We start from the raw sequence: 25021 nt of genomic DNA on the forward strand, positions 1-25021 counted from the left end.
TCTCTAAAAAATAGGTCTATACCATTTACAAATGAATCAGAAAGGTTTATAATGTAATTGACATAATAAATATCAAAAGTAATCTTTTAAGGAGGTCATTATTATGCCTAATTACGTTAAAGCGGATCAGTTTTTCTATCCATTTGGCATTCGTCGCGGTGGGTACTTAGAACTTGTTGATGGCAAATTTGGGAAACATGTGGATCAAATTCCTGAAGGAGCAGAGGTTCTTGACTATACTGGTTATAGCATTGCACCAGGTCTTGTGGATACTCATATTCATGGATATGCAGGTGTAGATGTGATGGACAACAACATTGAAGGTACATTGCATACTATGAGTGAAGGACTTCTTAGTACCGGTGTTACCAGTTTCTTGCCCACAACTTTAACAGCCACTTATGAGCAATTGCTTGCAGTCACTGAAAATCTTGGAAACCATTATAAAGAAGCAACAGGTGCTAAGATTCGTGGGATTTATTATGAAGGTCCATATTTCACAGAAACTTTTAAGGGGGCACAAAATCCAACTTATATGAGAGACCCGGGTGTTGAGGAGTTTCATTCTTGGCAGGATGCTGCAAAAGGGATGCTAAATAAAATCGCTATTGCACCAGAACGTGATGGGGTGGAAGATTTTGTACGTACTATTACAGGTGAAGGTGTGACAGTTGCACTTGGACACTCAGATGCGACATTTGAACAAGCTAAGAAGGCAGTTGATGCTGGAGCTAGTGTATGGGTACATGCCTATAATGGGATGCGTGGTTTAACACACCGCGAACTAGGTATGGTAGGAGCTATGTATGAGCTCCCACATACTTACGCAGAATTGATTTGTGATGGTTATCACGTAGATCCAAAAGCTTGTGAGATTTTACTTAAGCAAAAGGGGACAGAAAACATCGCTCTTATTACGGACTGTATGACAGCTGGTGGGCTTGAAGACGGTGACTATATGTTGGGAGAATTCCCTGTTGTAGTAGCAAATGGAACTGCACGTCTCAAATCTACTGGTAATTTGGCAGGTTCTATCCTCAAACTTAAAGATGGTATGAGAAATGTAGTCGAGTGGGGTATTGCGAATCCGCATGAAGCAGTCATGATGGCCAGCCTCAACCCAGCTAAATCTGTTCACATTGACGATGTCTGTGGTCAAATCTGTGAAGGCTATGATGCGGACTTTATCGTACTAGATAAAGATTTGGAATTGGTAGCAACCTACCTAGATGGTGTGAAACGTTATCAAGCATAAGATAGAAAGCAGAAGTTAGAGATTAGCTTCTGCTTTTTTATCTATATTACTTTACCGGTAAATAAAAAAGTTAAAAAAATCACAAAAAATCTTGAACAAACAAATGAAAAGGCTTACAATTATATTATAAATAGTACAAATAAAAAACGGAGGAGTGCTTTATGAAAGCCTATACTTATGTTAAACCAGGACTTGCTTCTTTTGTTGATGTAGACAAACCAGTTATTCGCAAGCCAACAGACGCTATTGTGCGTATCGTAAAAACTACTATTTGTGGAACAGACCTCCATATTATCAAAGGGGATGTTCCTGCTTGCCAAAGTGGTACCATTCTTGGCCACGAAGGGATTGGGATTGTTGAAGAAGTTGGGGAAGGAGTTTCGAACTTCAAAAAAGGCGATAAGGTCTTGATTTCTTGTGTCTGTGCCTGTGGTAAATGCTACTACTGTAAAAAAGGAATTTATGCCCATTGTGAAGACGAAGGGGGCTGGATTTTCGGTCACTTGATTGATGGTATGCAGGCTGAATATCTACGTGTCCCTCATGCAGATAACACTCTTTACCATACTCCAGAAGACTTGTCAGACGAAGCCTTGGTTATGCTATCAGACATTCTGCCTACTGGATATGAAATTGGTGTCTTAAAAGGGAAAGTAGAACCTGGTTGCAGCGTAGCCATTATTGGTTCAGGTCCAGTTGGTTTAGCAGCTCTTTTGACAGCTCAATTCTATTCACCAGCTAAATTGATTATGGTGGACTTAGACGATAACCGCTTGGAAACTGCCCTATCATTTGGTGCGACTCATAAGATTAATTCTTCAGACCCTGAAAAAGCCATTAAAGAAATTTATGATTTGACAGATGGTCGTGGTGTGGATGTTGCTATCGAAGCTGTTGGTATTCCTGCAACATTTGATTTCTGTCAAAAGATTATCGGTGTAGACGGAACGGTTGCCAACTGTGGTGTGCATGGTAAACCAGTCGAATTCGATTTGGACAAACTTTGGATTCGCAACATCAATGTAACAACTGGTTTGGTATCTACAAATACCACTCCACAATTGTTGAAAGCTCTTGAAAGTCATAAGATTGAACCAGAAAAATTGGTAACTCATTATTTCAAACTCAGTGAAATTGAAAAAGCTTATGAAGTTTTCAGTAAAGCAGCAGACCACCATGCAATCAAAGTCATTATCGAAAACGATATTTCTGAAGCCTAGGTAGTAACAAGATTTTGGAACATAAGCAAATAGAAATTCAGTCATCATAGGATGGCTGGATTTTTTATCAAAAAAATTAAGAAATGAGCATTTTACTTTCCTTGTTTGGCAGAATTGGTTATAATATACGGTACAGAGGAATGAATATGTATCGTGTTATAGAAATGTACGGAGATTTTGAACCGTGGTGGTTCTTAGAAGGTTGGGAAGAAGATATTGTAGCAAGTAGAAAATTTGACCAGTATTATGATGCTCTCAAATACTACAAAACTTGCTGGTTTAGATTGGAACAAGAATCCCCTCTTTATAAAAGCAGAAGCGACTTGATGACCATTTTTTGGGACCCAGAAGACCAACGCTGGTGCGATGAATGTGATGAGTATTTACAACAATACCATTCTTTGGCTCTTTTGCAGGATGAGCAGGTTATTCCAGATGAAAAACTACGCCCAGGCTATGAAAAACAAACTGGTCAGGAAAGGCATCGTTCTTGCCGTATGAAATTAAAATAGAGAAAAAGTAACTTTTTGGGAGTTGCTTTTTTATTTTTTCCAAATCTTTGCGAATAGTATAGGTGAGGAGGTAAGTATGGTTCAAGAAATTGCACAAGAAATTATTCGTTCGGCCCGGAAAAAAGGGGCGCAGGATATTTATTTTGTCCCTAAGCTCGACGCCTATGAGCTTCATATGAGGGTAGGAGACGAGCGTTGTAAAATTGGTTGTTATGATTTTGAAAAATTTGCGGCCGTCATCAGTCATTTCAAGTTTGTGGCTGGTATGAATGTAGGGGAAAAGCGACGTAGTCAGCTGGGTTCCTGCGATTATGCCTATTGCGATAAGATGGCGTCCCTACGTTTATCTACCGTAGGCGATTATCGAGGGCATGAGAGTTTAGTTATTCGCTTGTTGCACGATGAGGAGCAGGATTTGCATTTTTGGTTTCAGGATATTGAAGAATTGGGCAAGCAGTACAGGCAACGAGGACTCTATCTTTTTGCTGGTCCAGTTGGGAGTGGTAAGACAACCTTGATGCACGAATTGGTCAAGTCCCTCTTTAAAGGACAGCAAGTCATGTCCATTGAAGATCCGGTAGAAATCAAACAAGAGGATATGCTCCAATTACAGTTGAATGAAGCGATTGGACTAACCTATGAAAATCTAATCAAACTTTCCTTGCGTCATCGTCCTGATCTCTTGATTATCGGAGAAATTCGGGACAGCGAGACAGCGCGTGCAGTGGTCAGAGCCAGTCTGACAGGGGCGACAGTCTTTTCAACCATTCATGCCAAGAGTATCCGAGGTGTTTATGAACGCCTGTTGGAGTTGGGTGTGAGTGAGGAGGAATTGGCAGTCGTTCTGCAAGGAGTCTGCTATCAGAGATTGATCGGGGGAGGAGGAATTGTTGACTTTGCAAACAAAGACTATCAAGAACACCAGCCAACTAGCTGGAATGAACAGATTGACCAGCTTCTTAAAGATGGACATATCACAAGTTTTCAGGCTGAAACGGAAAAAATTAGCTACAGTTAAACAAAAAAATATCATCACCCTGTTTAACAATCTCTTTTCTAGCGGTTTTCATCTGGTGGAGACAATCTCCTTTTTAGATAGGAGTGCCTTGTTGGACAAGCAGTGCGTGACCCAGATGCGCACAGGTTTGTCTCAGGGGAAATCATTCTCAGAAATGATGGAAAGTTTGGGCTTTTCAAGTGCCATTGTCACTCAGTTATCCCTAGCTGAAGTTCATGGAAATCTCCACCTGAGTTTGGGAAAAATAGAAGAGTATCTAGACAATCTGGCCAAGGTCAAGAAAAAATTAATTGAAGTAGCGACCTATCCCTTGATTTTGCTGGGCTTTCTTCTCTTAATTATGCTGGGACTGCGTAACTACCTACTACCACAACTGGATAGTAGCAATATTGCCACCCAAATTATCGGCAATCTGCCACAAATCTTTCTAGGAATGGTAGGGTTTGTTTCAGTAGGTATTCTTTTAGCACTCACTTTTTATAAAAGAAGCTCTAAGATGCGGGTCTTTTCTATCTTAGCACGTTTTCCCTTCTTTGGAATTTTTGTGCAGACCTATCTGACAGCTTACTATGCGCGTGAATGGGGCAATATGATTTCGCAGGGGATGGAGTTGACGCAGATTTTTCAGATGATGCAGGAACAAGGTTCCCAACTCTTTAAAGAAATCGGTCAAGACTTAGCTCAATCCCTACAAAATGGTCGGGAATTTTCTCAAACCATAGCAACTTATCCTTTTTTTAAAAAGGAGTTGAGCCTCATTATCGAGTATGGAGAAGTCAAGTCCAAGCTGGGTAGTGAGTTGGAAATCTATGCTGAAAAAACTTGGGAAGCCTTTTTTACCCGAGTCAATCGCACCATGAATCTGGTGCAGCCACTGGTCTTTATCTTTGTGGCTCTGATTATCGTTTTACTTTATGCGGCAATGCTCATGCCCATGTATCAAAATATGGAGGTAAATTTTTAAAATGAAAAAAATGATGACATTCTTGAAAAAAGCGAAGGTGAAAGCTTTCACACTTGTGGAGATGTTGGTGGTCTTGCTCATCATCAGCGTGCTTCTCTTGCTCTTTGTACCTAATCTGACCAAGCAAAAAGAAGCAGTCAACGACAAAGGAAAAGCTGCTGTTGTTAAGGTGGTAGAAAGCCAGGCAGAGCTTTATAGCTTAGATAAAAATGAAGATGCTAGCCTAAGTAAGTTACAAGCAGATGGGCGAATCACAGAAGAACAGGCTAAAGCTTATAAAGAATACCATGCTAAACAAAATACCAGTCAAACCGTTGCAGATTAAGGCCTTTACCATGCTGGAAAGCCTATTGGTTTTGGGTCTTGTGAGTATCCTTGCCTTGGGCTTGTCCGGCTCTGTTCAGTCCACTTTTGCGGCGGTAGAGGAACAGATTTTCTTTATGGAGTTTGAAGAACTCTATCGGGAAACCCAAAAACGCAGTGTAGCTAGTCAGCAAAAGACTAGTCTGAACTTAGATGGGCAGACAATCACTAACGGCAGTCAAAAGCTGACAGTTCCTAAAGGAATTCAGGCACCATCGCGACAAAGTATCACATTTGACCGAGCTGGGGGCAATTCGTCTCTGGCTAAGGTTGAATTTCAGACCAGTAAAGGAATGATTCGTTATCAATTATATCTAGGAAATGGAAAAATTAAACGCATTAAGGAAACAAAAAATTAGGGCAGTGATTTTACTGGAAGCAGTAGTCGCTCTAGCTATCTTTGCCAGCATTGCGACTCTACTTTTGGGACAAATTCATAAAAATAGGCAAGAAGAAGCAAAAATCTTGCAAAAGGAAGAAGTCTTGAGGGTAGCTAAGATGGCCTTACAGACAGGTCAAAATCAGGTAAACATAAATGGAGTTGAGATTCAGGTGTTTTCTAGTGAAAAGGGATTGGAGGTCTACCATGGTTCAGAACAGTTGTTGGCGATCAAAGAGCCATAAGGTCAAGGCCTTTACCTTATTAGAATCCCTGATCGCCCTTATTGTCATCAGTGGAAGCTTACTCCTCTTTCAGGCCATGAGTCAGCTTCTCATTTCAGAAGTTCGCTATCAGCAGCAAAGCGACCAAAAGGAGTGGCTCCTGTTTGTGGACCAGTTGGAGGCAGAATTAGACCGTTCGCAGTTTGAAAAAGTGGAAGGCAATCGCATTTATATGAAGCAGGATGGCAAGGACATCGCTATCGGTAAGTCCAAGTCAGACGATTTTCGTAAAACAGATGCCAGTGGACGAGGATATCAGCCTATGATTTATGGACTCAAATCTGCGCAGATTACAGAGGACAATCAGTTGGTGCGTTTTCATTTCCAGTTCCAAAAAGGCTTAGAAAGGGAGTTCATATATCGTGTGGAAAAAGAAAAAAGTTAAGGCAAGTGTTCTCCTCTATGCAGTCACTATGGCAGCCATCTTTAGTCTTTTGTTACAATTTTATTTGAATCGACAAGTCACCCACTATCAAGACTACGCTTTAAATAAAGAAAAGCTGGTCGCTTTTGCCATGGCAAAACGAGCCAAAGATAAGGTTGAGCAAGAAAGTGGGGAACAGGCCTTTAATCTGGGTCAGGTGAGCTATCAAAATAAGAAAACAAACTTGGTGACAAGGGTTCGCACGCCGAGGAGCCAATATGAGTTCTTATTTCCTTCAGTCAAAATCAAAGAAGAGAAAACGGATAAAAAGGAAGAGGTAGCGACTGATCCAATCGAAAAAGCGGAGAAGAAAAAATCAGAAAAGAAGTCTGAAAAGAAAGAGAATTCCTAGCCAATTAAGATACTTTGTGCTAAACTAAAAGCATGAAACATGATTTTAATCACAAAGCAGAAACTTTCGATTCTCCTAAAAACATCTTCCTCGCAAACTTGGTTTGTCAAGCGGTCGAGAAACAGATCGATCTTCTATCAGACAAAGAAATTCTGGATTTCGGTGGAGGGACGGGTCTATTAGCCTTGCCTCTAGCCAAGCAGGCTAAGTCTGTCACTCTTGTAGACATTTCTGAGAAAATGCTGGAGCAAGCTCGTTTGAAAGCGGAGCAGCAAGACATCAAGAATATCCAGTTTATGGAGCAAGATTTATTGGAAAATCCCTTGAAGCAAGAGTTTGATATTATTGTCGTTAGTCGGGTTCTTCACCATATTGATTTGGATGCAGCTCTCTCACTGTTTCATCAACATTTGAAGGAAGATGGACAACTCCTACTTGCTGATTTTACCAAGACAGAAGCTAACCATCATGGATTTGAATTGGTTGAACTGGAAAACAAGCTAACCCAGTTTGGTTTTTCATCTGTGCATAGTCAGATCCTCTATAGCGCTGAAGACCTGTTTCAAGGAAATTACTCAGAACTCTTTTTAACAGTAGCCCAAAAATCACTCGCCTAGTCAGGGAGTGATTTTTCTATAAGGATGGAAAAAAGAATGGAAATTTGATAAGATAGGAATATGGATTTTGAAAAAATTGAACAAGCTTATACTTATTTACTAGAGAATGTCCAAGGCATCCAAAGTGACTTGGCGACCAACTTTTATGACGCCTTGGTGGAGCAAAATAGCATCTATTTGGATGGTGAGACTGAGTTAGAGCAGGTCAAGGAAAACAATCAGGCCCTTAAACGCTTAGCGCTTCGCAAAGAAGAATGGCTCAAGACCTACCAGTTTCTCTTGATGAAGGCTGGGCAGACAGAGCCCCTACAGGCCAATCACCAATTTACACCGGATGTTATTGCTTTACTTTTGGTGTTTATTGTGGAAGAGTTGTTTAAAGAGAAGGAGATTACGGTCCTCGAAATGGGTTCTGGGATGGGAATTCTAGGCGCTACTTTCTTGACCTCGCTTGATAAAAAGGTGGATTACTTGGGAATGGAAGTGGATGATTTACTGATTGATTTGGCGGCTAGTATGGCAGATGTAATTGGTTTGCAGGCTGGCTTTGTCCAAGGAGATGCCGTTCGTCCACAAATGCTCAAAGAAAGCGACGTGGTCATCAGCGACTTGCCTGTTGGCTATTATCCTGATGACGCCGTTGCGTCGCGTCATCAAGTTGCTTCTAGCCAAGAACATACTTACGCCCATCACTTGCTCATGGAACAAGGCCTTAAGTATCTCAAGTCAGATGGATACGCTATTTTTCTCTCTCCGAGTGATTTGTTGACCAGTCCTCAGAGTGATTTGTTGAAAGGGTGGTTGAAAGAGGAAGCGAGTCTGGTTGCCATGATCAGTCTGCCTGAAAATCTTTTTGCCAGTGCTAAACAATCCAAGACGATTTTTATCTTACAGAAGAAAAGTGAAACAGCAGTAGATCCTTTTGTTTATCCGCTTGCTAGCTTGCAAGATGCAAGTGTTTTAATGAAATTTAAAGAAAATTTTCAAAAATGGACTCAAGGTACTGAAATATAAAATAGATTTTGTTATAATAGATGAAAACGCTTAAAAAGGGGTATCATGTTATGACAAAAACAATTGCAATCAATGCAGGAAGTTCAAGTTTGAAATGGCAATTATACTTAATGCCAGAAGAAAAAGTATTGGCGAAAGGGTTGATTGAACGTATCGGTTTGAAAGATTCAATTTCAACTGTAAAATTTGATGGCCGTTCTGAACAACAAATTTTGGATATCGAAAATCATACACAAGCTGTTAAAATTTTATTGGATGATTTGATTCGTTTCGATATTATCAAGGCTTATGACGAGATTACAGGTGTTGGACATCGTGTTGTTGCAGGTGGAGAATATTTCAAAGAATCAACAGTCGTTGAGGGAGATGTTTTAGAAAAAGTTGAAGAGTTGAGCTTGTTGGCTCCTCTCCACAATCCAGCCAATGCAGCAGGTGTTCGTGCCTTCAAGGAATTGTTGCCAGACATTACCAGTGTAGTTGTTTTTGATACTTCGTTCCACACAAGTATGCCAGAGAAAGCTTATCGCTATCCTCTACCAACAAAATATTACACAGAAAACAAGGTTCGTAAATATGGTGCCCACGGTACAAGTCACCAGTTTGTAGCAGGAGAAGCTGCAAAACTCTTGGGCCGTCCATTAGAAGACTTGAAATTGATTACTTGCCATATTGGTAATGGAGCTTCTATCACAGCTGTTAAGGGTGGTCAATCTGTTGATACTTCAATGGGATTCACTCCACTTGGTGGTGTGATGATGGGAACACGTACAGGAGATATTGACCCAGCTATCATTCCTTACTTAATGCAATATACAGAGGACTTTAACACGCCTGAAGACATTAGTCGCGTCCTTAATCGTGAATCAGGACTGATGGGGGTTTCAGGTAAATCTAGTGATATGCGTGATGTGATTGCTGCTATGAAAGAAGGGGATCACGATGCCACTTTGGCTTATGAAATGTATGTTGACCGTATTCAAAAACATATCGGTCAATACCTTGCAGTCTTAAATGGAGCAGATGCTATTATCTTTACTGCAGGTATCGGTGAAAATGCTGCAAATGTGCGTGAAGATGTTATCTCAGGTATCTCTTGGTTTGGTTGTGATGTTGACCCAGAAAAGAACGTCTTTGGTGTGACAGGAGACATCTCAACAGAGGCAGCGAAGATCCGTGTATTGGTTATTCCAACAGATGAAGAGCTAGTTATTGCCCGTGACGTTGAACGCTTGAAAAAATAAGTAAAACTAGTAAAAATATTCCGTACAAGGAGTTGGAAAAGAGATTTTTCCAGCTTCTTTTTCTGATGGAAATGTCCAAAACCTTGCTATGATTGGCTTTTTTGAAAAATATGGTATAATAGTAGTAATTTAATAGATGGAGTTGAGTTTTGAAGAAAAACTTTCGTGTAAAAAGAGAGAAAGATTTTAAGGCAATTTTCAAGGAAGGGACAAGTTTTGCCAATCGCAAATTTGTTGTCTACCAACTAGAAAACCAGAAAAACCATTTTCGAGTAGGTCTATCAGTTAGCAAAAAACTTGGGAATGCCGTCACTAGAAATCAAATTAAGCGACGGATTAGACATATTATCCAGAATGCAAAAGGGGGTCTGGTAGAAGATGTCGACTTTGTTGTCATTGCTCGAAAAGGAGTCGAAACCTTGGGATACGCAGAGATGGAGAAAAATCTACTCCACGTATTAAAATTATCAAAGATTTACCAGGAAGGAAATGGGAGTGAAAAAGAAACTACAGTTGACTAGTCTGCTAGGACTGTCCCTATTGATCATGACAGGCTGTGCGACTAATGGGGCAACTAGCGATATTACAGCCGATTCGGCTGATTTTTGGAGTAAATTTGTTTACTTCTTTGCTGAAATCATTCGCTTTTTATCATTTGATATCAGTATTGGAGTGGGGATTATCCTCTTTACGGTCTTGATTCGTACACTGCTTTTGCCAGTCTTTCAAGTGCAAATGGTGGCTTCCAGAAAAATGCAGGAAGCTCAACCACGTATTAAGGCGCTTCGAGAACAATATCCAGGTCGAGATATGGAAAGCAGAACTAAGCTAGAGCAAGAAATGCGTAAAGTCTTTAAAGAAATGGGTGTCAGACAGTCAGATTCTCTTTGGCCGATTTTGATTCAGATGCCGGTTATCTTGGCCTTGTTCCAAGCTCTATCAAGAGTTGACTTTTTAAAGACAGGTCATTTCTTATGGATTAACCTTGGTGGTGTGGATACAACCCTTGTTCTTCCGATTTTAGCAGCTGTATTTACCTTTTTAAGTACTTGGTTGTCCAACAAGGCTTTGTCTGAGCGTAATGGCGCTACGACTGCGATGATGTATGGGATTCCAGTCTTGATCTTTATCTTTGCAGTTTATGCACCAGGTGGAGTCGCCCTATACTGGACAGTATCCAATGCTTATCAAGTCTTGCAAACCTATTTCTTGAACAATCCATTCAAGATTATCGCAGAGCGCGAGGCGGTAGTTCAGGCACAGAAAGATTTGGAAAATAGAAAAAGAAAAGCCAAGAAAAAGGCTCAGAAAACGAAATAATAAGGAGGAATCTGGTAATGGTAGTATTTACAGGTTCAACTGTTGAAGAAGCAATCCAGAAAGGATTGAAAGAATTAGATATCCCAAGACTGAAGGCTCACATCAAAGTCATTTCTCGTGAAAAAAATGGCTTTCTTGGTTTATTTGGTAAAAAACCAGCTCAAGTTGATATTGAAGCTATTAGTGAAACAACGGTCATTAAAGCTAATCAGCAGGCTGTAAAGGGTGTTCCTAAAGAAATTAACGAACAAAATGAACCAGTCAAAACAGTCAGTCAAGCGACTGTTGATTTAGGGCATGTTGTAGAAGCAATTAAAAAGATTGAAGAAGGCCAAGGGGTTTCTGATGAAGTTAAGGCTGAAATTTTGAAAAATGAAAAACATGCTAACACCATTTTAGAAGAAACTGGGCATATTGAGATTTTAAATGAATTACAGCTTGAAGAATCTGGTTTCGGGGAAGAAATAGAAACTCCGATTGTTGAGAGTCAAGCTGAACAAACTGAAAGTCAAGAATTAGAAGATTTGGGCTTAAAAGTGGAACCGAGCTTTGACATTGAACAAGTAGCTACGGAAGTAACGACTTATGTCCAGACAATCATTGATGATATGGACGTTGAGGCGACGATTTCAAATGATTATAACCGTCGTAGCATCAATTTACAAATTGATACAAATGAGCCAGGGCGTATTATTGGTTATCATGGTAAAGTTTTGAAGGCCTTGCAACTATTGGCTCAAAATTATCTTTATAACCGCTATTCAAGAACCTTCTACATTACTATTAATGTCAATGATTATGTTGAACATCGTGCAGAAGTCTTGCAGACCTATGCTCAAAAATTGGCGACTCGTGTTTTAGAAGAAGGACGTAGTCATCAAACAGATCCTATGTCAAATAGTGAACGCAAGATTATTCATCGTATTATTTCACGTATGGATGGCGTGACTAGTTACTCTGAGGGTGATGAGCCAAATCGCTATGTCGTTGTAGATACAGAATAAACAAAATCAGGGTTCTCCTGATTTTTTGCTAGCTGGAGGAGATTAAATTAATGTTGAATAAGATAAGAGACTATCTAGACTTTGCTGGTTTACAGTACCGTAATCCTGATAAAGCGGGAGAAGAACGAGAGAAGATGCTGGAATTCCGCCACAAAGGCCAAGAGGCCCGAAAGGCTTTTACAGAATTGGCTAAAGCCTTTCAGGCAAATCATCCAGAATGGCAACTCCAACAAACTAGTCAGTGGATGAATCAAGCGCAGCGTTTGCGACCACATTTCTGGGTCTATCTACAGAGAGAAGGACAAGTGACAGAGCCTATGCTAGCCTTACGTTTGTACGGGAATCCTTCTGATTTTGGAGTCTCACTAGAAGTTAGTTTTATCGAACGCAAGAAAGATGAGCAAACTTTAGGCAAGCAGGCCAAAGTTTTAGAAATTCCAACCGTTGAAGGGATTTATTATCTAGCCTACTCTGATGGTCAAAGTCAACGGTGGGAGGTGAACGAAGAAAATCGTCGTACTTTACGTGAGAAGTTGAGAAGTCAGGAAGTTCGAAAAGTGTTAGTTAAAGCAGATGTTTCTTTTATTGAAAATCAATCATTAGAAGTGATTTTAGAAAAATTAGAAGATGCTTATGAACGCTTACTTCCCTATTATCAGGCTACTAGAGGATAGCAAATAGAATACTTATTTACGTCGAATTGTTTAATTGCTATTCTATGTATTTTTTCATATAATAGTAAAATAGAATGTGTGATTCAATAATCACCTCAAATAGAAAGGAAATTCTATGTCAAATCTCTCTGTTAATGCAATCCGTTTCCTAGGTATTGACGCTATCAACAAAGCCAACTCAGGTCACCCAGGTGTGGTTATGGGAGCGGCTCCGATGGCTTACAGCCTCTTTACAAAACAACTTCGTATCAATCCAGCTCAACCAAACTGGATTAACCGCGACCGCTTTATTCTTTCAGCTGGTCATGGTTCAATGCTCCTTTATGCCCTTCTTCACCTTTCTGGTTTTGAAGATGTCAGCATGGATGAGATTAAGAGCTTCCGTCAATGGGGTTCAAAAACACCAGGTCACCCAGAATTTGGTCATACAGCAGGAATTGATGCTACAACAGGTCCTTTAGGTCAAGGGATTTCAACTGCTACTGGTTTTGCCCAAGCAGAACGTTTCTTGGCAGCCAAATATAACCGCGAAGGCTACAATATCTTTGACCACTATACTTACGTTATCTGTGGAGACGGAGATTTGATGGAAGGTGTCTCAAGTGAGGCGGCTTCATATGCAGGCTTGCAAAAACTAGACAAGTTGGTTGTCCTTTATGATTCAAATGACATCAACTTGGATGGTGAGACAAAGGATTCCTTCACTGAAAGCGTTCGTGACCGTTACAACGCCTACGGTTGGCATACTGCCTTGGTTGAAGATGGAACAGATTTAGAAGCAATCCATGCTGCTATCGAAGCAGCTAAAGCTTCAGGTAAACCATCTTTGATTGAAGTGAAGACGGTTATTGGATACGGTTCTCCAAACAAACAAGGAACTAATGCTGTACACGGTGCCCCTCTTGGAGCAGATGAAACTGCAGCAACTCGTCAAGCCCTTGGTTGGGACTACGAACCATTTGAAATCCCAGAACAAGTATATGCTGATTTCAAAGAAAATGTTGCAGACCGTGGCGCATCAGCTTATGAAGCTTGGACAAAATTAGTTGCTGATTATAAAGAAGCTCACCCAGAATTGGCTGCAGAAGTAGAAGCTATTATTGATGGACGTGATCCAGTTGAAGTGACTCCAGCAGACTTCCCAGCATTAGAAAATGGCTTCTCTCAAGCAACTCGTAATTCAAGCCAAGATGCCTTGAATGTTGTGGCAGCTAAGTTACCAACCTTCCTAGGTGGATCAGCTGACCTAGCTCACTCGAACATGACTTATATCAAGACTGACGGACTTCAAGACGATGCCAATCGCTTGAACCGTAACATTCAGTTTGGTGTTCGTGAATTTGCAATGGGAACGATCTTGAACGGTATGGCCCTTCATGGTGGACTTCGTGTATACGGTGGAACTTTCTTCGTCTTCTCTGACTATGTGAAGGCAGCTGTCCGCTTGTCAGCCTTGCAAGGACTTCCTGTGACTTATGTCTTTACCCACGATTCAATCGCGGTTGGGGAAGACGGTCCGACTCACGAACCAGTTGAGCACTTAGCAGGTCTTCGTGCTATGCCAAATCTAAATGTTTTCCGTCCAGCAGATGCGCGTGAAACGCAAGCAGCTTGGTACCTTGCAGTGACAAGCGAAAAAACACCAACTGCCCTTGTCTTGACCCGTCAAAACTTGACTGTTGAAGAAGGGACAGACTTCGACAAGGTTGCAAAAGGTGCCTATGTTGTCTATGAAAATGCAGCAGACTTTGATACCATCTTGATTGCAACAGGTTCAGAGGTCAATCTTGCTGTCTCAGCTGCCAAAGAATTGGCTAGTCAAGGCGCAAAAGTCCGCGTAGTCAGCATGCCATCTACAGATGTCTTTGATAAACAAGATGCAGCATACAAGGAAGAAATTCTTCCAAATGCAGTTCGCCGTCGTGTTGCAGTCGAAATGGGTGCAAGTCAAAACTGGTACAAATATGTTGGTCTAGATGGTGCTGTTCTTGGTATTGATACCTTCGGAGCCTCTGCACCAGCACCAAAAGTATTGGCAGAATATGGCTTTACAGTTGAAAATCTTGTAAAAGTCGTTCAAAACTTGAAATAATTCTAAAAATCAGGGCGCAAGCTCTGGTTTTTTCTTACTAGAAAAGTAAGGTACAATCTTGTAAAAGTAACTGAAATTTGATATAGTAGTCCTATGTAAAAGACAAAGGAGAATATAATGGAATCACAATATACATTTTTAATCATTCTTGTGGCTATGGTGGGCTTGATGTTCTTTACGCAACGCTCTCAAAAGAAACAAGCACAAAAGCGTATGGAAAGCTTGAATAAATTACAAAAAGGCTATGAAGTGATTACAATCGGTGGACTTTATGGAACAGTCGATGAAGTAGATACAGAAAAGAAAACAATTGTTCTTGATGTAGATGGGGTTTACTTGACTTTTGAACTAGCTGCTATCAAGACAGTATTACCACTTAAAGAAACAGCTTCACTCGAAGGTGCAATTGAAAAATAAGACGGGATCACGAACTCCCGTTTTTCTATAAAAGAAAGGAAATGGGATGAAAAAACTAGTTTTTGTCTGTCTGGGAAATATTTGCCGCAGCCCTATGGCCGAGTTTGTTATGAAATCAATGACAGATAATTACGAAATCCAAAGTCGAGCGACTTCCTCTTGGGAACATGGTAATCCGATTCATAAGGGAACTCAGGGGGTTTTTCAAGAGTATGATATTCCTTATGACAAAGACAAAACATCGCTTCAGATTAGTAAGGAAGATTTTGAAGTCTTTGATTATATTATCGGCATGGATGCTTCAAATGTTTCTGACTTACGTCAGATGTGTCCAGTAGATTGTCAAGATAAGATTTACTCATTCGCATCTGAAAGTGTTCCAGATCCTTGGTATACAGGAGATTTTGAGGAAACCTATCAGCGTGTTCAAGAAGGTTGTCAAGCTTGGTTAGAACGTTTAGAAAAGGAGAGTGAAGGTGGAAAATCTTAAGAATGTTTACGAAAAGTATCGTGTCTATCTGACTCGTCCACGTTTAGAGCTTTTGGCAGTAGTTATGATTGTTTTCTGTGCCGTACTCGTTTTTTTTCTAAATATTCCCGGAAAAGGTGTTCTAAAGCTTGATAATGGAACGATTGTTTACGATGGCAGTCTTGTCCGTGGTAAAATGAATGGACAAGGTACCATCACCTTCCAAAATGGAGATCAATATACAGGTGGCTTCAACAATGGAGCCTTCAACGGAAAAGGTACCTTTCAATCTAAAGAAGGCTGGACCTACGAAGGTGATTTTATAAATGGTCAGGCTGAAGGAAAAGGAAAGCTGACAACAGAACAAGGAGTCGTTTATGAAGGGACTTTTAAACAAGGCGTTTTTCAACAAAAATAAAGCCTCCTTATCAAAGGAGGTATTGTTAGCATCTAAAAGTAAGCGCTTACTAGAAAATCTATCTCTTTCCAAGCTCCTCTTCCAATCAAGCTTGTGAAATAAAAAATATTTGAAATTGATTTCACAAACTCTAACAAAAAAACTTGATAAGTAAAGAAAATGATAAAAAATTCACAAACAATAAAAAATTCTTTGTGAAATGTTTATGAAACTGTTTACAAAGTTGAAATAATGCGTTATAATAAACTTGTGAAAAAATTAACAAAGGATATCAATCCTTGAAAGCTATGGAGGAAAATATGGCTGATAAAAAAACTGTGACACCAGAAGAAAAGAAACTCGCTGCTGAAAAGCATGTCGATGGCTTGGTGCAAAAAGCTTTAGTTGCTCTTGAGGAAATGCGTAAACTCGACCAAGAACAGGTCGACTACATCGTAGCTAAAGCGTCAGTGGCAGCTTTGGATGCCCACGGAGAATTGGCTTTACATGCCTTTGAAGAAACAGGACGTGGTGTATTTGAAGATAAAGCAACTAAGAACTTGTTTGCTTGTGAACACGTAGTAAACAACATGCGCCACACTAAGACAGTTGGCGTTATCGAAGAAGACGATGTAACAGGTTTGACTCTTATTGCTGAACCAGTTGGTGTTGTCTGTGGTATCACTCCAACAACAAACCCAACATCAACAGCAATCTTCAAATCATTGATTTCATTGAAGACACGTAATCCAATCGTTTTTGCCTTCCACCCATCAGCTCAAGAATCATCAGCTCACGCAGCTCAAATCGTTCGTGATGCTGCGATTAAAGCAGGAGCTCCTGAAAACTGCGTACAGTGGATCACTGAACCATCTATGGAAGCAACTAGTGCCCTTATGAACCACGAAGGTGTTGCGACAATCCTTGCAACAGGTGGTAATGCCATGGTTAAAGCCGCATACTCATGTGGTAAACCAGCTCTTGGGGTAGGTGCCGGAAACGTTCCAGCTTATGTTGAAAAATCAGCAAACATCCGTCAAGCAGCACACGATATCGTTATGTCTAAATCATTTGATAATGGTATGGTCTGTGCATCTGAACAAGCGGTTATCATTGATAAAGAAATTTACGATGAATTTGTAGCAGAGTTCAAATCTTACCACACTTACTTTGTAAACAAAAAAGAAAAAGCTCTTCTTGAAGAATTCTGCTTCGGCGTGAAAGCAAACAGCAAAAACTGTGCTGGTGCGAAATTGAACGCTGACATCGTTGGTAAACCAGCAACTTGGATTGCAGAGCAAGCAGGATTTACAGTTCCAGAAGGAACAAACATTCTTGCTGCAGAATGTAAAGAAGTTGGTGAAAACGAGCCATTGACTCGTGAAAAATTGTCACCAGTTATCGCAGTTTTGAAATCTGAAAGCCGTGAAGATGGTATTTCCAAAGCTCGTCAAATGGTTGAATTTAACGGTCTTGGTCACTCAGCAGCTATCCACACAGCTGACGAAGAATTGACTAAAGAATTTGGTAAAGCTGTTAAAGCTATTCGTGTTATCTGTAACTCACCTTCTACTTTCGGTGGTATCGGGGACGTTTACAATGCCTTCTTGCCATCATTGACACTCGGATGTGGTTCTTACGGACGTAACTCAGTTGGGGATAACGTTAGTGCTATTAACCTTTTGAATATCAAAAAAGTCGGAAGACGGAGAAATAACATGCAATGGATGAAACTTCCTTCAAAAACATACTTTGAACGTGATTCAATTCAATATCTTCAAAAATGTCGTGACGTTGAACGTGTCATGATCGTTACTGACCATGCCATGGTAGAGCTTGGTTTCCTTGATCGTATCATCGAACAACTTGACCTTCGTCGCAATAAGGTTGTTTACCAAATCTTTGCTGATGTAGAACCAGATCCAGATATCACTACAGTTGAACGTGGTACTGAGATTATGCGTGCCTTCAAACCAGATACAATCATCGCTCTTGGTGGTGGATCTCCAATGGATGCTGCTAAAGTAATGTGGCTCTTCTATGAACAACCAGAAGTGGACTTCCGTGACCTTGTTCAAAAATTTATGGATATCCGTAAACGTGCCTTCAAATTCCCGTTGCTTGGTAAGAAGACTAAATTCATCGCGATTCCAACTACATCTGGTACAGGATCTGAAGTAACACCATTTGCCGTTATCTCTGATAAAGCAAACAACCGTAAATACCCAATCGCTGACTACTCATTGACACCAACTGTGGCAATCGTAGACCCTGCTTTGGTATTGACAGTTCCTGGATTTGTTGCTGCGGACACTGGTATGGACGTATTGACTCACGCGACTGAAGCTTACGTATCACAAATGGCTAGCGACTACACTGACGGTCTTGCACTTCAAGCCATCAAGCTTGTATTTGAAAACCTTGAAAGCTCAGTTAAGAATGCAGACTTCCATTCACGCGAAAAAATGCATAACGCTTCAACTATTGCTGGTATGGCCTTTGCCAATGCTTTCCTAGGTATTTCTCATTCAATGGCCCATAAGATTGGTGCTCAATTCCACACAATCCACGGTCGTACAAATGCAATCTTGCTTCCATACGTCATCCGCTACAACGGTACACGTCCAGCTAAGACAGCAACATGGCCTAAGTACAACTACTACCGTGCAGATGAAAAATACCAAGATATCGCACGCATGCTTGGCCTTCCAGCTTCTACTCCAGAAGAAGGGGTTGAATCTTACGCAAAAGCTGTCTACGAACTTGGTGAGCGCGTAGGTATCCAAATGAACTTCAAAGCACAAGGAATTGATGAAAAAGAATGGAAAGAACATTCTCGTGAATTGGCCTTCCTTGCTTATGAAGATCAATGTTCGCCTGCAAACCCACGCCTTCCAATGGTTGACCATATGCAAGAAATCATCGAAGATTCTTACTATGGTTACAAAGAAAGACCAGGACGCCGTAAATAATTGTTATCAGCCTAGAGGCAGGAATTTCCTGTCTCTTTTTTGTGAAATTGGAAGATTGAAAATAATTTTTAGCTTTGCTATTTTCACTTTTCATTTTAGAAGGAAACCGGTAAATGACTAGGTAGACAAAGAAAGATAGCAGTATAGGCTTTCAAAGGAGAAAGAAAAATAAGTGAGGTGTAGACAAAAAACAACGCCCGTACTTGCAATTAAACTTAAATAGTTATATAATAGGTTTGTTGAAAGGTGATTTGTAGTGATTCAAGTTACTCTTTTCACAATAAAAATTTCATGATTTTCATAAGGAGGAAATCACTAATGGTAGTTAAAGTTGGTATTAACGGTTTCGGACGTATCGGTCGTCTTGCTTTCCGTCGTATCCAAAACGTAGAAGGTGTTGAAGTTACTCGTATCAACGACCTTACAGATCCAGTTATGCTTGCACACTTGTTGAAATACGACACAACTCAAGGTCGTTTCGACGGTACTGTTGAAGTTAGAGAAGGTGGATTTGAAGTTAACGGTAAATTCATCAAAGTTTCTGCTGAACGTGATCCAGAACAAATCGACTGGGCTAACGACGGTGTAGAAATCGTTCTTGAAGCTACTGGTTTCTTTGCTAAGAAAGCAGCTGCTGAAAAACACTTGCACGCTGGTGGAGCTAAAAAAGTTGTTATCACTGCTCCTGGTGGAAACGACGTTAAAACAGTTGTATTCAACACTAACCACGACGTTCTTGACGGTACTGAAACAGTTATCTCAGGTGCTTCATGTACTACAAACTGCTTGGCTCCTATGGCTAAAGCTCTTCAAGATAACTTTGGTGTTGTTGAAGGATTGATGACTACTATCCACGCTTACACTGGTGACCAAATGATCCTTGACGGACCACACCGTGGTGGTGACCTTCGCCGTGCTCGCGCTGGTGCTGCAAACATCGTTCCTAACTCAACTGGTGCTGCAAAAGCTATCGGTCTTGTAATCCCAGAATTGAACGGTAAACTTGACGGATCTGCACAACGCGTTCCAACTCCAACTGGATCAGTTACTGAATTGGTAGCAGTTCTTGAAAAGAACGTTACTGTTGATGAAGTGAACGCAGCTATGAAAGCAGCTTCAAACGAATCATACGGTTACACAGAAGATCCAATCGTATCTTCAGATATCGTAGGTATGTCTTACGGTTCATTGTTTGACGCAACTCAAACTAAAGTTCTTGACGTTGACGGTAAACAATTGGTTAAAGTTGTATCATGGTACGACAACGAAATGTCATACACTGCACAACTTGTTCGTACTCTTGAATACTTCGCAAAAATCGCTAAATAATTCATGAGTCGATAAAAAGCAAGGCCTCTGGTCTTGCTTTTAAAATATTAAAAAATGGATGACGCTATCATCCATTCTTTTTTAATTCTTTTTCAAAAGTATCTGATAGGGTAGTGAAGCTTAATTTCTCTAGAGTAAGCGGATGGGTAAAGGACAGTCGAAAGGCGTGGAGCATAAGTCGACTTGTTTTTGATTTACTATTATAGAGAGGGTCACCCAGGATAGGAAGATTATGATTCGAAAGGTGCACACGAATTTGATGGGTTCGCCCTGTCTTTAGCTTGCAACGAACCAAGGAAGTTTTGTTTGGAAATTGCTTTAATCTGCTTACATGTGTTTCAGCATATTGTCCATTTTTTGTATCAACTATTCGCTTTCTGCGATCATGGCGATCACGTCCAATTTTGTCTTTGAAAACAAGTTCTTTGCTATTGATATGTCCGTCGACCTGTGCCCAATATTCCCTAGAAATCTCTTTTTTCTCCAGTAAGCGATTGAGAATAGGCAGGATAAAAGGATTTTTGGCAAAGAGAACCAAACCACTGGTTTCCATGTCTAGACGATGAACGACATAGCAGGTTTGGCCAATATAGGCACTGACATGGTTAAGAAGGGCGATTTCGTTTGGCTGATTACCATGCGTTTTCATTCCCTCTGGTTTGTTGACAATAATCAGGTGTTGATCTTGATAAACTTCTTGAACGAGGTTAGGATTGCCCCAAGGAATTTCTTTTTCGGGATAATCTTCCTCGTCAAAAGTCAATTGGCAAACATCTCCAGGACTTACCATCTCGTTCCAATGAACTTCTCGCCGATTAATCAAAATATGTTTCTTGATTCTCAAAAAATGCCGGATTTTTCTAGGGATGAGGAGTTGTTCCTCAAGTAATTGCTTTACCGTCATTTGAGGTAGAGAGTCTGGTAATGTAAATGTGAATTTCATACAGATATTGTAACAAAAAAAGCCCTATTTGGATAGGAAATAGCTAAATTCTTGTCTTCCTATGATGAAGATGATAAAATAAACGCATGAAATTAGATAAATTATTCGAGAAATTTCTTTCTCTTTTTAAAAAAGAAACAAGTGAATCAGAGGATTCTGGGTCTACTAGCTTGCGTCGCTCTCGTAGTGATCGAAAAAAATTAGCCCAAGTAGGTCCAATTCGAAAATTCTGGCGTCGTTATCATCTAACAAAGATTGTCCTTATACTAGGTTTGAGTGCAGGCTTGCTAGTTGGAACCTATTTGTTTGCTGTAGCTAAGTCAACCAATGTTAACGATTTGCAAAACGCCTTGAAAACTCGGACTATCATTTTTGACCGTGAAGAAAAAGAGGCTGGTGCTTTGTCTGGTCAAAAAGGAACTTATGTTGAATTGACTGATATCAGTAAAAATTTGCAGAATGCCGTTATTGCGACAGAAGACCGCTCTTTCTATAAAAATGACGGGATTAACTATGGTCGTTTCTTCTTGGCGATTGTCACTGCTGGACGTTCAGGTGGTGGATCTACTATTACCCAGCAGCTAGCTAAAAATGCCTATCTGTCGCAGGATCAAACTGTCGAGAGAAAAGCAAAAGAATTTTTCCTTGCCTTAGAATTAACAAAAAAATATAGTAAGGATCAGATCTTAACCATGTACCTTAACAATGCCTATTTTGGAAATGGTGTGTGGGGTGTAGAAGATGCGAGTAAGAAATACTTTGGAGTTTCTGCATCAGAAGTGAGTCTGGATCAAGCTGCGACTCTGGCAGGGATGCTCAAAGGACCGGAACTGTATAACCCCTTGAAATCTGTAGAAGATTCTACTAATCGTCGTGATACTGTCTTGCAAAATATGCTTGCAGCGGGTTACATTGATAAAAACCAAGAAACCGAAGCTGCAGAAGTTGATATGACTTCGCAATTGCACGATAAGTATGAAGGAAAAATCTCAGATTACCGCTATCCTTCTTACTTTGATGCGGTGGTTAACGAAGCCATTTCCAAGTATAATCTAACAGAGGAAGAAATTGTTAATAATGGCTACCGCATTTATACAGAGCTGGACCAAAACTATCAAGCAAATATGCAGGTTGTCTATGAAAATACAGCGCTATTTCCGAGGGCAGAGGATGGAACATTTGCTCAATCAGGAAGTGTGGCTCTCGAACCGAAAACAGGTGGAGTTCGTGGAATTGTCGGTCAGGTTGCTGGCAATGATAAAACTGGATTCCGGAATTTCAACTATGCAACTCAATCAAAACGTAGCCCTGGTTCTACAATTAAGCCTTTAGTTGTTTATACGCCTGCAGTTGAAGCTGGCTGGGCTTTGAATAAGCAGTTGGATAACCATACCATGCAGTATGACAGCTATAAGGTTGATAACTATGCAGGGATCAAAACGAGTCGAGAAGTTCCTATGTATCAAGCCTTGGCAGAATCGCTTAATCTGCCTGCTGTTGCCACTGTTAATGATTTGGGCGTTGATAAGGCTTTTGAGGCGGGCGAAAAATTCGGACTCAACATGGAAAAGGTCGATCGTGTTCTTGGTGTCGCCTTGGGAAGCGGTGTTGAAACCAACCCTCTTCAAATGGCTCAAGCATATGCTGCCTTTGCAAATGAAGGTTTAATGCCGGAAGCTCATTTTATTAGTAGAATTGAAAATGCTAGTGGTCAGGTCATTGCGAGCTATAAAAATTCACAAAAACGGGTGATTGATAAATCTGTAGCTGACAAGATGACCAGTATGATGTTGGGAACATTTACAAACGGAACAGGTATTAGTTCATCACCTGCAGACTATGTCATGGCAGGAAAAACTGGTACAACTGAAGCAGTTTTTAATCCTGAATACACAAGTGACCAGTGGGTGATTGGTTATACTCCGGATGTGGTGATTAGTCACTGGCTTGGTTTCCCTACCACTGATGAAAATCACTATCTAGCTGGTTCTACTTCAAACGGTGCAGCTCATGTCTTTAGAAACATTGCTAATACCATTTTACCTTATACGCCAGGAAGTACCTTTACGGTTGAAAATGCTTATAAGCAAAATGGAATTGCACCAGCCAATACAAGAAATCAAGTACAGAGTAATGAAGAAAATCAGGCGGATAATAGCCTTTCTGATATTAGAAGTCGTGCACAAAATCTGGTAGATGAGGCTAGCCGTGCTATCTCGGATGCGAAGATTAAGGAAAAGGCTCAAACGATATGGGATTCGGTAGTCAATCTATTTCGTTAAGATGCTTGTCAAAGCCTAGCTTTCTTGTTATAATAGATAGGATGGAGGCGTTATGGCACTAAAAAAAGCAAGCCTAGCTTGTGCGGTTTGTGGTTCGAGAAACTATTCGATCAAGATCAGCGGAAACCCCAAGCCTACACGACTAGAAGTAAATAAATTTTGTAAACATTGTGGTAAGTACACTGCACACAGAGAAACGAGATAGGAGAGAGCGATGCGTTTTATTGGAGATATTTTTAGACTTCTTAAAGACACAACATGGCCAACTCGCAAGGAAAGCTGGAGAGATTTTCGTTCTATCATGGAATACACTGCTTTCTTTGTTGTGATTATTTATATTTTTGACAAGTTGATTGTTTCAGGTTTGATTCGATTTATTAACATTTTTTAGAAGACCTGTGGAGTTATTCACGCTAGAAATCTTCTATTATGAAAGGAAGTATCATGGATAGTTTTGATAAAGGATGGTTTGTCTTACAAACCTATTCTGGTTATGAAAATAAGGTAAAAGAAAATCTATTGCAACGTGCACAAACCTACAATATGTTGGATAATATTTTACGTGTTGAAATTCCAACACAAACAGTGCAAGTTGAAAAAAATGGAAAGAGAAAAGAAGTAGAAGAGAATCGCTTTCCAGGTTATGTTCTTGTAGAAATGGTAATGACGGATGAAGCTTGGTTTGTTGTTCGAAACACACCAAACGTTACAGGGTTCGTCGGATCTCATGGAAATAGATCAAAACCAACTCCATTATTGGAACAAGAAATCCGTGATATCTTGGTTTCTATGGGACAAACTGTACAAGAGTTTGATATCGATGTTGAAGTTGGTCAAACTGTACGTATCATTGATGGTGCTTTTGCAGACTATACTGGTAAGATTACAGAGATTGATAACAATAAAGTGAAGATGATTATCTCTATGTTTGGTAATGACACAGTTGCAGAAGTAAACTTAAACCAAATTGCAGAATTATAACCCTGAGAGAGGCAAGACCTCTCTTTTTTGTGCAGTTTAGACGGTGTAGGGAACAGAATGGATGAAACGTGCCAAAAGTGTTTCTGAATCTGTTAGACTGTATCTAGAAAGGGGGACGTTATGTTTAAAGAATTGTATAAAGAAGTCCAGGGAATTGTGTATAAGAGTAGAAATGAATATTACTTGCATTTATGGGAACTATCGGATTGGGACCAAGAGGGTATGCTCTGCTTACATGAATTGATCAGTAGAGAAGAAGAGCTAGTAGAAGATATTCCTCGTTTACGAAAATACTTCAAAACTAAATTCCGTAATCGAATTTTAGACCATATCCGTAAACAAGAAAGCCAGAAGCGTAGATATGATAAAGAACCCTATGAAGAAGTAGGTGAGATTAGTCATCGTATAAGCGAGGGAGGTCTGTGGCTAGATGAGTATTATCTCTTTCATGAGACACTAAGAGATTATAGAAACAAACAAAGTAAAGACAAACAAGAA

29 protein-coding genes are annotated in these 25021 nt (G+C 40.2%); 28 read left to right on the forward strand and 1 reads right to left on the reverse strand.

The features are described from left to right. Positions 1–103 precede the first annotated feature (103 nt). From nagA to gap, 23 genes are all read left to right on the forward strand, one after another. The gene (gene nagA, locus OCF96_RS08680) at positions 104–1255 is read left to right on the forward strand and encodes an N-acetylglucosamine-6-phosphate deacetylase (protein ID WP_261446937.1); all 1152 of its coding nucleotides are present in this window, start codon (positions 104–106) and stop codon (positions 1253–1255) included. A gap of 161 nt (positions 1256–1416) precedes the next feature. Next, positions 1417–2475, forward strand: coding sequence for a zinc-dependent alcohol dehydrogenase family protein (locus OCF96_RS08685; protein WP_261034253.1), 1059 nt, complete (start codon positions 1417–1419; stop codon positions 2473–2475). A 146-nt stretch (positions 2476–2621) separates the two neighbouring features. Continuing rightward, positions 2622–2987, forward strand: coding sequence for a DUF1033 family protein (locus OCF96_RS08690; protein WP_050225212.1), 366 nt, complete (start codon positions 2622–2624; stop codon positions 2985–2987). 76 nt (positions 2988–3063) lie between these two features. Beyond that, positions 3064–4005 carry a competence type IV pilus ATPase ComGA gene (gene comGA / locus OCF96_RS08695; RefSeq protein ID WP_261446938.1) on the forward strand — a complete coding sequence of 314 codons (942 nt, stop codon included), beginning with the start codon at positions 3064–3066 and terminating at the stop codon, positions 4003–4005. Beyond that, the gene (comGB, locus tag OCF96_RS08700) at positions 3953–4969 is read left to right on the forward strand and encodes a competence type IV pilus assembly protein ComGB (protein WP_261446947.1); all 1017 of its coding nucleotides are present in this window, start codon (positions 3953–3955) and stop codon (positions 4967–4969) included. Before comGA ends, comGB begins: the two co-directional genes overlap by 53 nt. Position 4970: 1 nt before the next feature. Continuing rightward, complete coding sequence (comGC, locus tag OCF96_RS08705) at positions 4971–5294, forward strand: comG operon protein ComGC (protein WP_000738641.1); 324 nt, start codon at positions 4971–4973, stop codon at positions 5292–5294. Next, a complete protein-coding gene (gene comGD, locus OCF96_RS08710; RefSeq protein ID WP_261446939.1) occupies positions 5257–5691 on the forward strand; it encodes a competence type IV pilus minor pilin ComGD in 435 nt (144 codons plus the stop codon). The genes comGC and comGD overlap by 38 nt, the downstream gene beginning before the upstream one ends. Next, on the forward strand, positions 5654–5956 hold the full coding sequence (gene comGE / locus OCF96_RS08715) for a competence type IV pilus minor pilin ComGE (RefSeq protein ID WP_261446940.1): 303 nt from the start codon (positions 5654–5656) through the stop codon (positions 5954–5956). The genes comGD and comGE overlap by 38 nt, the downstream gene beginning before the upstream one ends. Beyond that, positions 5919–6380 (forward strand): competence type IV pilus minor pilin ComGF, encoded by a 462-nt coding sequence (gene comGF, locus OCF96_RS08720; RefSeq protein WP_261039426.1) that lies wholly within the window; start codon positions 5919–5921, stop codon positions 6378–6380. The genes comGE and comGF overlap by 38 nt, the downstream gene beginning before the upstream one ends. Next, positions 6358–6771 (forward strand): competence type IV pilus minor pilin ComGG, encoded by a 414-nt coding sequence (gene comGG, locus OCF96_RS08725; protein WP_261446941.1) that lies wholly within the window; start codon positions 6358–6360, stop codon positions 6769–6771. The genes comGF and comGG overlap by 23 nt, the downstream gene beginning before the upstream one ends. A 32-nt stretch (positions 6772–6803) precedes the next feature. Further along, complete coding sequence (locus tag OCF96_RS08730) at positions 6804–7388, forward strand: class I SAM-dependent methyltransferase (RefSeq protein ID WP_261039424.1); 585 nt, start codon at positions 6804–6806, stop codon at positions 7386–7388. 60 nt (positions 7389–7448) lie between these two features. Further along, positions 7449–8402: a class I SAM-dependent methyltransferase gene (locus OCF96_RS08735; protein ID WP_261039423.1), complete on the forward strand. Its 954-nt coding sequence runs from the start codon at positions 7449–7451 to the stop codon at positions 8400–8402. A gap of 50 nt (positions 8403–8452) precedes the next feature. After that, a complete protein-coding gene (locus tag OCF96_RS08740; protein ID WP_261446942.1) occupies positions 8453–9643 on the forward strand; it encodes an acetate kinase in 1191 nt (396 codons plus the stop codon). A gap of 149 nt (positions 9644–9792) precedes the next feature. Continuing rightward, complete coding sequence (gene rnpA / locus OCF96_RS08745; RefSeq protein WP_033688042.1) at positions 9793–10164, forward strand: ribonuclease P protein component; 372 nt, start codon at positions 9793–9795, stop codon at positions 10162–10164. Then, positions 10139–10963 (forward strand): membrane protein insertase YidC, encoded by an 825-nt coding sequence (locus OCF96_RS08750; protein ID WP_205008227.1) that lies wholly within the window; start codon positions 10139–10141, stop codon positions 10961–10963. The genes rnpA and OCF96_RS08750 overlap by 26 nt, the downstream gene beginning before the upstream one ends. Positions 10964–10980: 17 nt before the next feature. Beyond that, complete coding sequence (gene jag / locus OCF96_RS08755; protein WP_084926819.1) at positions 10981–11967, forward strand: RNA-binding cell elongation regulator Jag/EloR; 987 nt, start codon at positions 10981–10983, stop codon at positions 11965–11967. 50 nt (positions 11968–12017) lie between these two features. Further along, entirely contained in the window at positions 12018–12641 is a 624-nt protein-coding gene (locus OCF96_RS08760; RefSeq protein ID WP_084926820.1) for a ribonuclease P, read from the forward strand. A gap of 115 nt (positions 12642–12756) precedes the next feature. Beyond that, positions 12757–14733 carry a transketolase gene (tkt, locus tag OCF96_RS08765; protein WP_261446943.1) on the forward strand — a complete coding sequence of 659 codons (1977 nt, stop codon included), beginning with the start codon at positions 12757–12759 and terminating at the stop codon, positions 14731–14733. A 117-nt stretch (positions 14734–14850) separates the two neighbouring features. Further along, positions 14851–15150, forward strand: coding sequence for a preprotein translocase subunit YajC (yajC, locus tag OCF96_RS08770; RefSeq protein ID WP_000445810.1), 300 nt, complete (start codon positions 14851–14853; stop codon positions 15148–15150). Between the two features lie 46 nt (positions 15151–15196). Continuing rightward, the gene (locus tag OCF96_RS08775) at positions 15197–15640 is read left to right on the forward strand and encodes a low molecular weight protein-tyrosine-phosphatase (protein ID WP_261446944.1); all 444 of its coding nucleotides are present in this window, start codon (positions 15197–15199) and stop codon (positions 15638–15640) included. Then, the gene (locus OCF96_RS08780) at positions 15627–16037 is read left to right on the forward strand and encodes an MORN repeat-containing protein (RefSeq protein WP_261446945.1); all 411 of its coding nucleotides are present in this window, start codon (positions 15627–15629) and stop codon (positions 16035–16037) included. Before OCF96_RS08775 ends, OCF96_RS08780 begins: the two co-directional genes overlap by 14 nt. A gap of 299 nt (positions 16038–16336) precedes the next feature. Beyond that, positions 16337–18988 carry a bifunctional acetaldehyde-CoA/alcohol dehydrogenase gene (gene adhE / locus OCF96_RS08785; protein ID WP_060627203.1) on the forward strand — a complete coding sequence of 884 codons (2652 nt, stop codon included), beginning with the start codon at positions 16337–16339 and terminating at the stop codon, positions 18986–18988. A 318-nt stretch (positions 18989–19306) separates the two neighbouring features. Beyond that, the gene (gap, locus tag OCF96_RS08790) at positions 19307–20317 is read left to right on the forward strand and encodes a type I glyceraldehyde-3-phosphate dehydrogenase (protein WP_000260687.1); all 1011 of its coding nucleotides are present in this window, start codon (positions 19307–19309) and stop codon (positions 20315–20317) included. 67 nt (positions 20318–20384) lie between these two features. On the opposite strand, the gene OCF96_RS08795 is transcribed toward gap, so the two are convergent. Further along, positions 20385–21260, reverse strand: a complete 876-nt coding sequence (locus OCF96_RS08795; protein ID WP_315898999.1) for an RluA family pseudouridine synthase — start codon at positions 21258–21260, stop codon at positions 20385–20387. Between the two features lie 86 nt (positions 21261–21346). Between OCF96_RS08795 and pbp2a the strand changes: the two genes are divergently transcribed. From pbp2a to OCF96_RS08820, 5 genes are all read left to right on the forward strand, one after another. Continuing rightward, positions 21347–23542, forward strand: coding sequence for a penicillin-binding protein PBP2A (pbp2a, locus tag OCF96_RS08800; RefSeq protein WP_261018158.1), 2196 nt, complete (start codon positions 21347–21349; stop codon positions 23540–23542). Between the two features lie 52 nt (positions 23543–23594). Continuing rightward, positions 23595–23747, forward strand: a complete 153-nt coding sequence (gene rpmG, locus OCF96_RS08805) for a 50S ribosomal protein L33 (RefSeq protein WP_261018157.1) — start codon at positions 23595–23597, stop codon at positions 23745–23747. Between the two features lie 9 nt (positions 23748–23756). Next, positions 23757–23933 (forward strand): preprotein translocase subunit SecE, encoded by a 177-nt coding sequence (gene secE, locus OCF96_RS08810; RefSeq protein WP_001210990.1) that lies wholly within the window; start codon positions 23757–23759, stop codon positions 23931–23933. 53 nt (positions 23934–23986) lie between these two features. Further along, a complete protein-coding gene (gene nusG, locus OCF96_RS08815; RefSeq protein WP_000376740.1) occupies positions 23987–24523 on the forward strand; it encodes a transcription termination/antitermination protein NusG in 537 nt (178 codons plus the stop codon). 120 nt (positions 24524–24643) lie between these two features. Beyond that, positions 24644–25021 (forward strand): sigma-70 RNA polymerase sigma factor region 4 domain-containing protein (locus OCF96_RS08820; RefSeq protein ID WP_261446946.1); only part of this gene is annotated, 378 nt, incomplete at its 3' end.

Source organism: Streptococcus mitis, assembly GCF_946190065.1.
GTDB classification, from domain to species: domain Bacteria; phylum Bacillota; class Bacilli; order Lactobacillales; family Streptococcaceae; genus Streptococcus; species Streptococcus mitis_DE.

Coding starts and splice junctions, on each gene's coding strand:
- OCF96_RS08740 (WP_261446942.1), top strand. CDS start 8,453: ATGACAAAAACAATTGCAATCAATGCAGGAAGTTCAAGTTTGAAATGG.
- OCF96_RS08760 (WP_084926820.1), top strand. CDS start 12,018: ATGTTGAATAAGATAAGAGACTATCTAGACTTTGCTGGTTTACAGTAC.
- pbp2a (WP_261018158.1), top strand. CDS start 21,347: ATGAAATTAGATAAATTATTCGAGAAATTTCTTTCTCTTTTTAAAAAA.
- gap (WP_000260687.1), top strand. CDS start 19,307: ATGGTAGTTAAAGTTGGTATTAACGGTTTCGGACGTATCGGTCGTCTT.
- OCF96_RS08735 (WP_261039423.1), top strand. CDS start 7,449: ATGGATTTTGAAAAAATTGAACAAGCTTATACTTATTTACTAGAGAAT.
- nusG (WP_000376740.1), top strand. CDS start 23,987: ATGGATAGTTTTGATAAAGGATGGTTTGTCTTACAAACCTATTCTGGT.
- comGE (WP_261446940.1), top strand. CDS start 5,654: ATGGAAAAATTAAACGCATTAAGGAAACAAAAAATTAGGGCAGTGATT.
- rpmG (WP_261018157.1), top strand. CDS start 23,595: ATGGCACTAAAAAAAGCAAGCCTAGCTTGTGCGGTTTGTGGTTCGAGA.
- jag (WP_084926819.1), top strand. CDS start 10,981: ATGGTAGTATTTACAGGTTCAACTGTTGAAGAAGCAATCCAGAAAGGA.
- secE (WP_001210990.1), top strand. CDS start 23,757: ATGCGTTTTATTGGAGATATTTTTAGACTTCTTAAAGACACAACATGG.
- nagA (WP_261446937.1), top strand. CDS start 104: ATGCCTAATTACGTTAAAGCGGATCAGTTTTTCTATCCATTTGGCATT.
- comGC (WP_000738641.1), top strand. CDS start 4,971: ATGAAAAAAATGATGACATTCTTGAAAAAAGCGAAGGTGAAAGCTTTC.
- comGA (WP_261446938.1), top strand. CDS start 3,064: ATGGTTCAAGAAATTGCACAAGAAATTATTCGTTCGGCCCGGAAAAAA.
- tkt (WP_261446943.1), top strand. CDS start 12,757: ATGTCAAATCTCTCTGTTAATGCAATCCGTTTCCTAGGTATTGACGCT.
- OCF96_RS08775 (WP_261446944.1), top strand. CDS start 15,197: ATGAAAAAACTAGTTTTTGTCTGTCTGGGAAATATTTGCCGCAGCCCT.
- adhE (WP_060627203.1), top strand. CDS start 16,337: ATGGCTGATAAAAAAACTGTGACACCAGAAGAAAAGAAACTCGCTGCT.
- yajC (WP_000445810.1), top strand. CDS start 14,851: ATGGAATCACAATATACATTTTTAATCATTCTTGTGGCTATGGTGGGC.
- comGD (WP_261446939.1), top strand. CDS start 5,257: ATGCTAAACAAAATACCAGTCAAACCGTTGCAGATTAAGGCCTTTACC.
- OCF96_RS08795 (WP_315898999.1), bottom strand. CDS start 21,260: ATGAAATTCACATTTACATTACCAGACTCTCTACCTCAAATGACGGTA.
- comGF (WP_261039426.1), top strand. CDS start 5,919: ATGGTTCAGAACAGTTGTTGGCGATCAAAGAGCCATAAGGTCAAGGCC.
- OCF96_RS08690 (WP_050225212.1), top strand. CDS start 2,622: ATGTATCGTGTTATAGAAATGTACGGAGATTTTGAACCGTGGTGGTTC.
- OCF96_RS08730 (WP_261039424.1), top strand. CDS start 6,804: ATGAAACATGATTTTAATCACAAAGCAGAAACTTTCGATTCTCCTAAA.
- comGB (WP_261446947.1), top strand. CDS start 3,953: ATGGACATATCACAAGTTTTCAGGCTGAAACGGAAAAAATTAGCTACA.
- OCF96_RS08685 (WP_261034253.1), top strand. CDS start 1,417: ATGAAAGCCTATACTTATGTTAAACCAGGACTTGCTTCTTTTGTTGAT.